Annotated in this window: 9 protein-coding genes; 5 read left to right on the top strand and 4 right to left on the bottom strand. The window is 71.1% G+C overall.

Annotated elements, in window-relative coordinates:
• Positions 1-29: 29 nt before the first annotated feature.
• Together OV090_RS06680 and OV090_RS06675 are read right to left on the bottom strand one after the other, a co-directional pair.
• Positions 30-266, bottom strand: a complete 237-nt coding sequence (locus OV090_RS06680) for a hypothetical protein (protein WP_267702660.1) — start codon at positions 264-266, stop codon at positions 30-32.
• Between the two features lie 496 nt (positions 267-762).
• Entirely contained in the window at positions 763-1662 is a 900-nt protein-coding gene (locus tag OV090_RS06675; protein WP_267702659.1) for a tetratricopeptide repeat protein, read from the bottom strand.
• A gap of 214 nt (positions 1663-1876) precedes the next feature.
• On the opposite strand from OV090_RS06675, the gene OV090_RS06670 reads away from it, so the two are divergent.
• Both OV090_RS06670 and OV090_RS06665 read left to right on the top strand, forming a co-directional pair.
• Positions 1877-3253 carry a sigma 54-interacting transcriptional regulator gene (locus OV090_RS06670; RefSeq protein WP_267702658.1) on the top strand — a complete coding sequence of 459 codons (1377 nt, stop codon included), beginning with the start codon at positions 1877-1879 and terminating at the stop codon, positions 3251-3253.
• Positions 3254-3466: 213 nt separating this feature from the next.
• Positions 3467-5206, top strand: a complete 1740-nt coding sequence (locus OV090_RS06665; RefSeq protein ID WP_267702657.1) for a c-type cytochrome domain-containing protein — start codon at positions 3467-3469, stop codon at positions 5204-5206.
• Positions 5207-5312: 106 nt separating this feature from the next.
• Here OV090_RS06665 and OV090_RS06660 read toward each other — a convergent pair whose 3' ends face one another.
• Entirely contained in the window at positions 5313-6071 is a 759-nt protein-coding gene (locus OV090_RS06660; protein WP_267702656.1) for a hypothetical protein, read from the bottom strand.
• Positions 6072-6434: 363 nt separating this feature from the next.
• Here OV090_RS06660 and OV090_RS06655 point away from each other — a divergent pair, with 363 nt between their 5' ends.
• The 3 genes from OV090_RS06655 (at position 6435) to OV090_RS06645 (ending at position 9526) form a co-directional block, all read left to right on the top strand.
• Positions 6435-8114, top strand: coding sequence for a hypothetical protein (locus tag OV090_RS06655; protein WP_267702655.1), 1680 nt, complete (start codon positions 6435-6437; stop codon positions 8112-8114).
• A gap of 67 nt (positions 8115-8181) precedes the next feature.
• The gene (locus OV090_RS06650) at positions 8182-9108 is read left to right on the top strand and encodes an AraC family transcriptional regulator (RefSeq protein WP_267702654.1); all 927 of its coding nucleotides are present in this window, start codon (positions 8182-8184) and stop codon (positions 9106-9108) included.
• A gap of 106 nt (positions 9109-9214) precedes the next feature.
• The gene (locus OV090_RS06645) at positions 9215-9526 is read left to right on the top strand and encodes a hypothetical protein (RefSeq protein WP_267702653.1); all 312 of its coding nucleotides are present in this window, start codon (positions 9215-9217) and stop codon (positions 9524-9526) included.
• Here OV090_RS06645 and OV090_RS06640 read toward each other — a convergent pair.
• Positions 9504-12821 (bottom strand): type IIL restriction-modification enzyme MmeI, encoded by a 3318-nt coding sequence (locus OV090_RS06640; protein WP_267702652.1) that lies wholly within the window; start codon positions 12819-12821, stop codon positions 9504-9506. The two genes, OV090_RS06645 and OV090_RS06640, sit on opposite strands and share 23 nt — an antisense overlap.
• Positions 12822-12902 lie beyond the last annotated feature (81 nt).

Genomic DNA, 12902 nt, shown 5'->3' with positions numbered 1-12902 from the left:
AGACGTCGCCGATGCCGTTGCGCATTGTTTCAGAATGCCACCCGCACCTGGAGGCCGACGCGCCCGGGACCCAGCGCGAGGCCGCCATGGACCCGGCGCATTCCCTCGCGCCAGGTGAGCATGCCGACCCCCACGGAGGCCGAGAGCATGGAAGCGCCGCGCAGCAGACCGGCCGCGAGCGCGCGCTGCGGGTCGCAGGCGCCCTCATCGCAGGCGCCCTGGGTCGCCAGCCCCGACCAGGCGACGCCGAGGATCCCCGCGCTCACGAGGAGTCCGCCCACCCACGGGAGCGCTCGGACCCGTCGCAGAGGCGGAGCGGAGGCGTCGGCCGCCCGCAGGCCTCCTTGCACGTATCCGAACCCCGCGGCCAGTCCGAAGCTCGTCACGTACGAGGCGAACGCGCCGAGGCCGAGCCCGAGGGTCTCGTCTCGCGGGGGCTGGCAAGGGGCGCTCGCCTCGAGCGTGCCGGCCGGACGCTCGCAACGGTCCGCCATGCTCCGCGCGACTGTGAGGTCCAGGCCCACCGCGATGGCCTGGCTCATCGCGCTGCCGAGCAGAAGTCCAGTGCGGAGCGAGCGAGAAGTCTCGGCGCGCGGCGGCGAGGTCGCAGTGCGCACCGCGGGCGGGAGCGCTGTCGGGGCGGACGGCGGCGGCGGCGGCAGTGGCAGACTCGAGTTCCAGGCGAGGGCGCCGCGGGGCGCTGCCAGGCAGGCGGCTGAGGCGAAGAAGAGGGGGATTACGGATGAACGTCGCATCGACGCCTCAATTCGCCGCCTTGCGGCGGGAGTCGTGGTCACGCACGAGGTTCCGCAGGTGTTCCACCAGCTCGGGCCGGGGCGACTCGTGACGCTCGTACTCCTGAAGCGCGGCGTGGACGAGATTGCACGCGACAGTATGGTCGTCGTCGTCGAGGACCTGGCTGAGCAGCACCCGCACGCTCGCGCTCTGGGCGGGCGAGACGTTGACCGCCTCGCGAATTTGCAGCGCCCGCTCGAGCAGGAATCGCGCCGACACCTTCGCGCCCATGCTGACGTGGACTCGCGCCATCCCGACCAGCGTCGACGCGAGCCCGGCGTTGACCCCGCCCTCGGTCTTCTCGTAGATCGTGCGCGCCCGCTCGAAGTAACACAGGGCGACCCGGCGCCGCTTGCAGCGACGCGCCAGGTTGCCGAGCACGCACAGCGTGCGGGCCACCGAGGGGTGGTCCCAGCCGAGCTGCTCCACCTTGATCGCCAGGGCCTGCTCCCCAAGACGGGTCGCCTCGCCGTTGTCCCCGGCCTTGCTGGCGACGACGGCGAGGTTATGCAGCGTCACGCCGAATCGCAGGTCGTCGGCCTGGAAGCGCTTGCAGGCGACCTGGTGGGCCTGCTGCAGCAACCACCGCGCCTCCTCGATCAGCCCCTCCCGGTACGAGAGCTCACCGAGCCACGTAAAGGACCACAGGAGCCGCGGATCGGCCTCACCGCGGTGCGTGCGGCGGAGCTCCATCGCCTGCTCGTGAAGGGCGCGCGCGGCTCGAAAACGACCGCGAGCCGCCTCGGTCCGGCCGCGGTCGTCGAGGGAATCGGCGAACGCCAGATCCCGGTCGGCCTGGCTGTCCAGCGGCTCTTCGGAGGGGGCGTCGACTGCCTCGCCGTCCGTTGCAGCGAAGAGCGCCGGCATGTCGCCGCGACGAAAGGCTCGCGTAGGCTGGTATTCGAAGTCGGTGTACTGCATGGGGCCTCACCGGACCTCTTGCAACGACCGAGCGGGGCCCTGTGCGCAAAATTATTGATGCATTCCGGCTAGATGGTACTCGATGAAGGGCAGGGGCCAGCGCCAGACCCAACGCGAGTTGGCTTCCCCCTCCAACCTTGACAGGGGTTCGACAGCGGCCATGACGATCCAAAACGACGATCCGTCCTCCGTCCCCGATTCGGGCGAAGGCCTCCCCACCCGACTGCTCATCCGTCGCGGTCCCGGACGCAGCATGCGCCGGCTGGGGCGCGTCATCCTTCGGGTGTGCGAGGGCCCGGACCGCGGACGCGAGATCAGCGTCGACCTCGAGGAGAGGCTCTCGATCAAGGGCGGCCGCGGGGCGGTCAACGAGCTCGTCCTCGCCGACGACCACATCAGCAACAGCCACTTCGAGCTGGTGCGGACCAGCCGCGGCGTCCTCCTGCGCGACCTCGGCAGCCTCAACGGCATCTATTTGGGCGCCCATCGCATCCGCGAGGCCTGGATCGAGCCTGGTACGATCTTCCGCGCCGGGGAGACGCAGATCCAGCTCGTCGCCGTGGAGGCGGTCGAGGTGCCGCTGGCGACCACGGACCAGTTCGAGGAGCTGCTCGGCCGGAGCCCGGCGATGCGGGCGATGTTCGCCCGGCTCGAGCGCATCGCCCAGCACAAGAACCCGCGCGTCCTCGTCATCGGCGAGACCGGCAGCGGAAAGGAGTTGGTCGCGCGCTCGCTCCACCGGCGTTCCGCGCGGAGCGCCGGGCCGTACGTCGCGCGCGACTGCGCGACCATCCCGCGCGAGCTCGCCGAGAGCATCCTGTTCGGCTTTCGCCGCGGGGCCTTCACAGGCGCGGTCGCCGACACCCACGGCTGCTTCGAGGAGGCCCACGGCGGCACCCTGTTCCTCGACGAGATCGGCGAGCTGCCGCTGGACCTGCAGGCCAAGCTGCTCCGGGTCCTCGAGCAAAAGGAGGTCGTCCGCGTAGGCGAGCACCGGCCGCGGAGCGTCGATGTGCGGGTCGTCTTCGCCACCCATCGCGACCTGCAACACATGGTGAGCGAGGGCAAGTTCCGCGAAGACCTTTGGCACCGGATCAACGGCTTTCCCGTGGCGGTCCCCCCGCTGCGCGAGCGCGAGGGCGACGTCCGGTTCTTGGCCGAGGCGTTCCTCGCCGCGTGCATCGCCGAGTCCGGGGTCCACCGGCAACTGACGGAGGAGACCTGTCTCGCGCTCGAGCTCCACGCGTGGCCTGGCAACGTCCGCGAGCTGCGCAGCGTCATCGAGCGCGCCTACTGGCTGGCCGAGGGTGACTCGATCTCGCCCGCCGACCTCGATCTGATCGCCGAACCTCGCGGACGCAGTAGCGCCAACGAGTGGTTTTTGCACCCTCACGCCGCCGCCGTCGGCGAGTTCGAGCGCGCCTACTTCAACGAACTCCTGGCGCGGTTCCCGACCAAGGTGCTCGCCGCCCGCGCCGCGGGCCTCACCCCGGAGGGCCTGCGCCTGGCCCTCAAGCGCCTCGGCCTGCGCTCCTGAGCGCCGACCCAAACAAACTTGGCGCCGGGCCCAATCTCGCTTGGGTCTCACCTCCGGCGCCATTCGTATCTCAGGAGAATTCCACGCTTTCGCGGGGCGCCGGTCTTGCTGCAGCAGGGTCGTACAGGAGAGCCCCGAATGATTGACCCCCGCTCGACCCGTCTCGCTGCGTCCACGCTCTTGCTTTATGCCTTCGTTGCGTCGGGGTGCGCCATGGGAGCGCCGCTCGATGACGGCACGACCGACGCCCCCGATTCCGGCTCCACGACCGCGGCCGACCCCGAGTTGCCCGACCCCGAGTTGCCTGAAGCGCCGCCGCCGCTGCCCGAGGAGGCTCGCGCCGTGTTCGAGCGCTACTGTGTCGACTGTCACGGATCGGACAGCCCCGGCAACGCCAACATCCGCTTCATCGACGACCTCGCCGCGCTGGTCGAGCATGGCCTCGTGGTCGCCAGCGAGCCCGAAGCCTCGAAGGTGTATCAACGGATGACCGACGAGGCGAGCCCGATGCCGCCCGCGGGCGTGGCGAACCGGCCATCGGCGGCGGAGATCGAGCTGGTGCGGCGCTGGATCGCCGCCGGCGCCCTCCCGGGCGGGCAGGCCTGCGCCAACGACTTCGTCGGCTTCAACGACATGATCGAAGCGATGAGCGGCGACATCTTCCAGCGGGTGGACAACGCCGATCGAATCCACATTCGCTATCTCACCCTCACCCATCTCCACAACGCGGGCATGTGCGACCGCGAGCTCGACCTGTACCGGGGCGCCATCGCCAAGGGCGTCAACAGCCTGTCGTTGCGCCCGACTCTGGCCGAGCCGGTCGCGATCGACGAGCGCCGCACCATCTACCGCATCGACCTGCGGGACTACGGCTGGGACGAGAACCCCAACTTCGTCGATAGCGACCTGTGGGACACGGTCGCCTCGATCAATCCGTTCGCCGTCGCGTTCGAGCGCGGCCCCGCCGACGACCTCCGCGCGCTCGCAGGCACCTCGTTCGCCTTCCAACCGGCCGACAGCTTCCTGCAGATCGCCGCGGGCGGGGCGCTCGCCGGCGTCGACCCCGGCCTGAACCTCTACTACAAGATCCTGCAGCTCCCGCACCCCGAGGCGCCCGAAAACTCGGTCGCGGCGCTCGAGCGGCTGCCGTTCATCGGCTTGACCGATCGGGCCGCTGCGATCGCCGCCGGGGAGGTCTTCCGCGTCATTATCCAGGACTCGGGCGTATCGCAGAACAACCGCGCCTTCGACCGCTACGCGGGCCTCTCCTTTGGCTCCTATTATTACCGCAGCTTCGACTTTGCCGACGAGAGCGGCACGGGTAACCTCTTCAACAACCCGACCGACTTCGTCGCCGACGGCGGCGAGATGATCTTCACGCTGCCCAACGGCCTTCAGGGCTATGCCATCTCCGACAGCGCCGATCGGCTCGTCGCCGAGGCGCCGACGAACATCGTCAAAGATCTGGGCCAGCGAGACGCCGTCGTCCGCGTGGGGCTCTCGTGCATGTCGTGCCACGCCACGGGCATCATCACGAAGGCGGACGAGTTTCACGCATACTATCAAAATACCGAGAGCAACTTTCAGGAGGCCGAGCGCGACCTGATCGACCTCCTGTTCTCCGATCCCGACCGCGCCGTCGCCCGACAAGGCTTCGACGCCCAACAGTTCCAGGGTCTGCTCGCCCAGATGGGCATCTCTGATCCCACGCCGGAGCCGATGTACGGCCTGTCGCAGCAGTTCGAGGCCAACCTCAGCCTCGCGCGCGTGGCCGCCGAGGTCGGCATCCGGCCGGAGGACTTCACCTGGGAGGTGGGGGCCCTCGACTCGGTCTTCAACAAGCTGCGCGCCGGCACCATGACTCGCGACGAATTCGCCACAGTGTACCGGGGCAGCCTCTGCCTCCTCCTCCCCGGCGAGGACGTCCTGCCTGCCGGCTGCACCCCCGCGTGAAGACGAGCCCCATCGCGCTGCAGTCCTGCGACCCGGAGCGCCGGACTCGTCTTTGACGAGTTCGGCTCCTGTCGCGTTTGCTCGCCCAGCTGCTGCATGGAACCATCTACCGAGAAGCGCAATTCACGAGCGCGGCTGCGAGTTCTTCGACGCGCACGGAGGCTACGATCGGGAACAGCCTGGCTTTGTCGAGGTCGAGCAGCTCGCAGTGCTCCTCGCCTGGCGTCCAGACGATCGCGTCCTCGTCGCGCCAGAGTCCCTCGTTGGTGGCGTCGTTGAGGGCCGCGAGCGGCGTGATGCGCTCGCCGAGCAGCTCGACGCGACGGATCCCGAGCGTCGGGGAGTAGGTGATCCTGACGTGAGCGTTCGGTAGCCGCTCGGCGTCGACGTCCGGGCACATCGCGCGGCTGAGATAGACCACCTGGTCTGCCGCGGTCCGCAGCAGATCGCCGACGAGCTTCGGCGCGTCGTCGCCGTCGACGGCATGCACCGTGACCGCGGCGTCGGCGCGGATCTCGAGCACCACGACCTCGTCGCGGGCGAGGACCTCGTCGAGGCGCACGACCGCGGGCACGTCGAGGACCGAGGTGGACGTGGACCTGAAGCGGAGCCACGCCGCGATGCCCAGGAATTCTGCTGCCCCCACGCCAGCGGCCGCTGCGGCGCCGAGGTGGCCCGTGTGGACGTTGAACGCGGCGAGCGCGGCGAAGAGACCGACGATCCACAGCATCGACCGGGCGCCGCCGTGGGTCGCCCTGCGAAAGTTCTCCTCCTCACGGACGTGTGCGACGACCAGCCGCGCGCGCTCGGCCTCGAACTCCGCCCTCTCAGAGGCGGTCAGCCGTCGGGTCACGAGCGACAGCACCTCGACACGCTAGCAGAGGCTGCTCGGTGAATCTTCGCCGATAATCAGAACGGAAGACGTTGTGGGCAACACCGAGGAGATAGGTGCGAAAGCTCGAATTTGCGCGGAAATTGTCGGTCTTGAGCCGGGATAATTTCTGCCCAGGGGAATGGCGAATGATGCAATCACGAAAAACTATTCGTGTGACAGACTCAATCTGTGTCACAGACAGGGAGAGGCGGCGAGAGCAAGCGAGAGGGCAACAGAGTACTTCTTGCGAGGGCAAGCCCGCGCCATGGTAGAGATTCGAGGGCTGCGCGGGTGCTGGCGCGGGACTTGCTCATGTTTTCGGCAGTTCATGCACAAGTGGCTCGAGACCCACAAGTGACGCTGGGCCGGCGCGCGTCGCTGGCCTACTTCGCCGGCACGTGGGCGCTCCTCGCCAGCTTTCGCGCCCACGCGCCGCTTCACCTCGACACCGCCCGCGATCTGCTGATCGCCCGCGATTGTGTGCTCGGCGGCCCATGCCCAGGCGCCGGGCCGCGCAGCAGCTTCGCCGGGCTCGTGCAAGGCACCACCTGGTCGCGCCTGCTCGAGCTGCGCGAGCACCTCGGCTGCGACCTGGCCGCGATCGAGCACGTCGCCGACCTGCTGGTGGCGTGTGCGGCCGCCCTCGTCCCGCTGGTCGCGCGCCGCCTCGGCGCCCCCGCGAATGCATTGACATGGGCGCTGTGGCTCCCGGCGACCCTGTTGACGATCGGCTACCCCCGGCTGTGGAACCCGACGCCGTGGCCGCTGGCGCTGGTGCTGACATTCCTGGCCCTGCTGCACGGGGCGCGCACCGGCGGGGCAGCGGCCCTGATCGCAGCCGCGGCCGCGCTGGCCCTGGCGGTCGACATTCACGTCGCCGCGGCGGTGCTGGTCCCGTTCGGCGTATTCGCGGCGGCCGCGACGGCGCGCCGCCCCGGGCTGGCGCTGCCGGCCGCGGGCGCGGTGTTCGTCGGAGTGCTCGCGGCGAGCTCGCCAGGGGCGTTCGTCGAGAATCGAGCCATTCTCACCCCGCACGCCGCCGCGGGCTCCGCCGGGCTGGCGCTGGCGCTGGCGGCAGGCCTGGCGGCGCGGCGGTGGTTGGCCGAATCGGGGCCGCGACGGGCGAGAATCATCGCGGTGCTCGCCTGCCTGCATTGCCTCGTGGTGTTGCCATTGCTGGCGCTGATCAGCGGCCACGGCCTCGACCCGCGCTACTTCGCGCCGGTGGTCACGCCGGCGGCGCTCGTGGTGAGCCTGGGCCTGAGCCCGCGGATCTCGCGGCAGTTGCAGCTCGCGCTCGCGGGCCTGGTGGTGGCAGGGCACGTCGGGCTGTGGGCCGCGCAACGCGCCTTCGATCGGCAATTTCGTCTGGTCGAGGCAGAGGCGATCGGGCGCGAGCTGTACGGCCGCGGTCTGGCGTTCGGCGACCTCTATCGCCACGTCCGCGGCCCGCGGGCGTTCGACCTCGTGTCCACGCTGGCCGCGCTCGAGCCGCCCGATGGTCGCGTGGGCGGGCAGGAGACGCGTGACCTGCTGATCGTCCGCGCCGAGCGAGCGGCGTTGCCGGATCCGCTGCCGAGTGAATGGCGCGTCGTCGCGCTGGACGATGCGCATGCGGCGGTGATCGTCGCCCTCGCGCCGACCCTCGATCTGGCGCGATTCGCGGTCTGCGACGCCGCCGAGGATTGCACCGAGGTCACAGTCGACGTCGCGCGCTTCGCCCAGGGCCCCGCGATGCAATGGGCCGCGCGCGCGCACGCCGGCCTCGCCGAGCTGCCGCGTCGATTCGCCGGCGCGTCCACTGCCCGCTATCACATTCGCCGCCGAATCACGGACCCCTCGCCGCGAATCGTGCTGTTCCGCGACGATTGCCGGCGCTGGCAGCTCGACGCGGTGCAGCCCGACCGCGTGGCGCTGGCGGTGACGCCCGGCCCGCGCTGCCGCTGGTGGCTGCCGCCGATCGCCGAGGTCGATGTGCGCGATCTCGCACTCTCTTCGCTGGTGGCCGTGACGGGCGGAATTCCGCCGTCCTGAGCGAGGTCCGGGCAAATTCGCAAGGGCCGTCAAGTCGAGGGGCCCGGGCTGGGCTACGACTCGGGGCGTGAAGGCGGAGACGCAATCCTTCTACGAGGCGGCGGTGCTGCGCACGGTCGTCCAGATCTCGCAGACGCTCGACCAGGCCCTCGACCTGTCAGCGCTGGCGCGCGGGGCCGCGCTGTCCGCGTTTCACTTCCACCGGGTGTTCCGCGGCATGGTCGGCGAGACGCCGCTCGAGATGCACCGGCGTCTGCGACTCGAGCGCGCCGCGCGGGCGCTGCTGACCAGCGACGCCGGGGTCACTGCGATCGCGTTCGACGCCGGCTACGAGACCCACGAGGCCTTCACCCGCGCCTTTCGCCAGGCCTACGGCGCGTCGCCGTCGGCGTTCCGTCACGGCGTCACCGATCCGAAGACCGGCTGCGTGCGACCGCCGCAGGCCGAGCTCGCCGCGCCGTCGGGCGTGCATTACTGCGACGACCCGACGCGCGCGCTCACTGTTCATATTGCCACCAAGGAGTCCATCATGAATGTCGACATCGAGACCAAGCCCGCCCTGCGGGTCGCCACCGTGACCCACGTCGGTCCCTACAATCGCATCTCCGAGGCTTTCGCTCGTCTGGGGGCGCTGGCCGGGCCGGCCGGGCTGTTCGCAACCCCTGCGGCGGCGATGGTCGCCATCTATTACGACGACCCCGAGGTCACCCCGCCCGAGCAGCTGCGCTCGGACGCCGGCCTGGTGGTGCCCGAGGGCTTGGATCTGCCGGCCGGCCTCGGCGAGCAGCGCCTCCCCGCCGGTCGCTACGCGCGGACGACCCACATCGGCCCGTACACCCAGCTCGGCGACGCCTGGTCGCGGCTGATGGGCGAATGGCTGCCGCGCAGCGGGCAGCGGGTGGGCGAGGGCCACAGCTACGAGGTGTATCGCAACAACCCCACCAACGCGCCGCCCGAGCAATTGCACACCGAGCTCTACCTGCCGCTCGCGTGAATGGTGGGTGACGGCGTCCGCGAACGCAGAGGCAGCGGCCGCGACCGAACGCCGCCAACCGAGCGCTGCCGCGTGCTAGCTTCGCCGCGACTGCGGAGGCGCGAACATGTCGGTCAACCTGGAATTCGTGGCCAAGGTCGGGAAATGGCCGCCCGAGCGTAAAGACGAGGTGCTCGCCGCCCTGAAGGCGTGGGCCTACGAGGACGAGTCGCTCGACAAGCGCGAGGTCCTCGTCGACATCCTCGGCGGCGGCCCGCGCAACCCGATCGTCCGCATGGAGGCGTACACCACCGGGCCTATCATCATCAGCGGGTTCGGCGACTGGTCGGCGGCAGCGGAGGCGCGCCTGCGCAAGCGGATCGCCGAGGCCGGCGGCGAGGACGTGAGCCTCCGGTTCAGCTTCCCGGACGAGGCGTGACTGTCGCGCTCGCCGGCCGCTCCGCGCTGGCCCGCCGCTGATTCAGCGCCAGGAGGCGCCCCAGCAGCTCGTCGGCGAACGCGGCCGGCCACTCGAGGCGAATCATCGGTCGGGTGATTCGCCCGCCCTCGTCGCGCCGGCGAAACCCCGCCTCGGCCTGCGCCGCCAGGTCGGTCCAGCCATAAGCCGCCAGCGCTGCCCGGTCGAGTCCGGCGTGCAGCTCGCGCAGCTCGGCGATGTCGCCGGCGCGATCGTCGGGGTCGTGGAAGCGGTTGTAGAGGCCCGTCAATCCGTGATCGCCGGCGAGCATGCAGCGGCGCCGGCATTCGTCGTAGCGCCGCCCGGCCTCCGCCAGCGCGGAAGAATGTTGCCACTCCGCCGGGAACGGGAACGTCTCGAAGCAATCGGAGGGGTTGTAGCGCGGGTCGGCCCGCAGGCTCGAGCTGTGCGTCAATGCCCACAGCTCGTGGACGCGCGACTGCAGCACCGCGAGCGACGCGTGGTCGTCGAAGGTGAACACGTTGAGCGCGTTGGTGAACACCGCGCGGGCCTCGACCAGCGCGAACGTGACGTACTTGGCGACCACGGGGCACACGAGCACCGCGGCCTTGCCCGCGATCGCCCGGTACAGGCCGACGCAGGCCTCGTTGTACAGCCACCAGCGCTCGCGCCGGGCCTTGCGCTTGTCCGTCGCGCGGCGCGGCAGCACGCGCTCGCGGACGATCGCCATGCAGCGCTCGAACCGCTCGGCCTCGGCCAGGCTGAGCCCCGTGAAGTTGATGATGAAGCCCGCGGGCCGCTGCTGCGGCGAGGCCGTGAAGTTGCTGGCGTTCAACACCGGCCAGATGCACGCCGCCTCGTGCGGGGCGGCGCGGACGATGGCGTCGCGCTGCTCGGCCGTCAGCAAGAAACCGGTGCCGCCGAAGTCGACGCCCTTGTAGCTCTCCTCCGCGCGCTCGCGCAGGCGCACCGCCGTCCACGCCGCCCGCGGCCGCCGCAGGTCGGCCCCGATCTCCGCGACCACCTCACCGTCGAGCCGGCGCTCGCCCGGGTCGCCGCCCTTGCGCACGAACACGTGCGCCACGCGGACGCTGGCGCTCCCGTCCCACTCGGCGCTGCGCACCGCCTCGTAGACGACGCCCCCGGCGCGCAGCAGCGGCCCCAGCCCGGTCTCGCGGGTGTCGGCCTCGGCGATCGAATTGGTGGTGACGAAGCCGAGCGTGCCGCCGCGGCGCAGCAGGGCGAACGAGCGGCGCAGAAAATAGGCCGCGAGGTCGCTGTTGCCGTGCGAGCCCGGGTAGCAGCGCAGCAGCCAATCGCGGTAGCGATCGCCGAACGCGCGGCTGATGCGATTGCCCCAGAAGAACGGCGGATTGCCGACGAAGCAGTCGAAGCCAGGCTCGTCGCGGGCGAACACCGCCGGGAACTCGAGCTCCCAGTGAAATGGCAGCACCGCAGGCTCATGACCGGCGAGCCCGGCGGCCAGGCGATCGAGCGCCGCCAGGGCGTGGAGGTCGCCGCGCCGGGCCGGCCCGATGGTCGCGCGCGCCAGCCGGTCGCGCTGCTCCTCGCGCCGCCGCTCGCCGTCGTGGGCGAAGAACACGGCGATCGCGGCGTCGCCGATCCGGCGCGCCCGATCGCGCGCCGACATTTGCACAGAGTCATCCGAAGCGGCCGGCGGGCCCGCTCGCCCCGAGGAATGCTCGCAGTCCATGACGCCGGGCGCGGTCGAGCGAGCGCGCGCGAGCGACGAGGAATGCGGGCAGTCACCAGAGCCGGCCGGCGGTCCCGCTCGCGTCGAGAATTGCTCGCAGTCCGTGACGCAGGGCGCGGTCGAGCGCGTTCGCGCGAGAGACGAGGAATGCATGCAGTTCATTTCTCCGGAGGGGAGCGGCGAGCCGGTCTGCGCGGAGTCGAAAGAATGCTCGCAGACAGCCGCGCCAGCGGCGGTCGCTGGGCCGGCTCGCGCGGGGCCCGAGGAATGCACGCAGTCCGTGATGCCGGGAACGACCGACGCACCCACCGACCAGCCTTCCGGCGAATGCATCGATGCGTCTGCTCCGTCGCCGGCCGGGCCGCCCACGTCGGGGTCCCACGAAAACGCGGCGATCTGGGCCGGGCTCAGCCCGACCAGCGCGTCGCCGCAGCGCACCGCCGCCGCCATGAAAGGGCAGGGGGGCCCCTCGGCGCCGGTCAGCAGCCACAGCGACAGCCGCGTCAGATGCACGGCGCACGGGTCCTTGTCGACGCCGTACAGACAGTGCAGGGCGACCTCGCGCCGCGCGAGCGCCCCGGCGTCGACGTCCGGTGCAATCACCACACCGTGATCGCGCCAGGCCTGCTCGAGCCGCTCGCCGAGCTGACGACAAGCCGCCAGCAGGAACGCGCCGCAGCCGGCCGCCGGGTCGCACAGCTTCAATGCCAGCAGCCGCGCCGGGGTCGGCCGCTCGCCCAGCGCCACCAGCAGCGGCCGCAGGGCCGTGCGCACGATCGGGTCGGCCAGCCCGCGCGGCGTATAATGAGCGCCCGCTCGCCGGCGCTCCTCGCCCGGCCGCAAATACAGCGACCCCGGCGGCAGCACCTGAACGGCTCGCGTCCCGGGCCGTTCGCCGGCCGCAGCCAGCACGTCCTCGGGCCTGTCGGCGCCCGCGAGCGCCAGCTGCAGCGAGGCGTCGAGCACGAGGCCGGCCGCCGCACACCGGCGCCCGCGCTCGCCTGGCGCATGGGACAGGATCTGGCTCAGATCGACGACGGCGGCCCCGGGCCGCCCCATCAGCCCCGGCCCGCGCGTGCGCAGCAGGCGGTAGTCCATCAGCGATTCGTAGACCCCGCCGAGCGCTTCGAGGTCGAGCGCGCCGTACCACCCGCGCGGATTCTCCACGCCCAGCAGCGCCCGCAGGGCTCGCCGCACGGCGGCGTCGTCCGGGCCCGCGGACTCGAAGGACGGCGCGCCGCCGCCGAGCTCGCGGATCCGCGCGAGCAGCTCGGGCCAGGCATTGTGCCGCCGTTCGGGACCCTCTGCGTCGCCGGGAGCGTCCGCGTCGAGGCGCGCCTCCAGGTCGAACAGCGAATCACCCCACAGCCGGCCGCGAGCCTCCGCGTGCAGGCGAAACACCAGCCGCGTCACCAGCCCGATGAGGTCGCGCTGCAGCGGCCGGAGGTCGTCTTCCGGGCCGGTTGCCGCGGCAGGTAAGCCGCTCACGAGCTCGCGGAGGGCCTGCAGGGCCATCTCGGGGAGCGCCGGCGACTGCCGCGCGGACGCGACGAGCTCGGAGCGTCTGCCGATGCGGGGCAAGGGCCCGGCAGAGTATCACGGGACCGGCTCCCGCGGCGCGGCGGAGCTACGCAGGGCGCCGGGACATTGCATTCGCAGCGT

The sequence above is a fragment of the Nannocystis sp. RBIL2 genome (assembly GCF_026626745.1).
Classification (GTDB): Bacteria; Myxococcota_A; Polyangia; order Nannocystales; family Nannocystaceae; genus Nannocystis.
This window is presented reverse-complemented; position numbering and strand designations above follow the sequence as displayed.

What these genes read in the sequence shown, in the direction of transcription:
- OV090_RS06675 (WP_267702659.1), bottom strand. Translation starts at nt 1,662, where the DNA reads ATGCCGGCGCTCTTCGCTGCAACGGACGGCGAGGCAGTCGACGCCCCC.
- OV090_RS06645 (WP_267702653.1), top strand. Translation starts at nt 9,215, where the DNA reads ATGTCGGTCAACCTGGAATTCGTGGCCAAGGTCGGGAAATGGCCGCCC.
- OV090_RS06665 (WP_267702657.1), top strand. Translation starts at nt 3,467, where the DNA reads ATGGGAGCGCCGCTCGATGACGGCACGACCGACGCCCCCGATTCCGGC.
- OV090_RS06670 (WP_267702658.1), top strand. Translation starts at nt 1,877, where the DNA reads ATGACGATCCAAAACGACGATCCGTCCTCCGTCCCCGATTCGGGCGAA.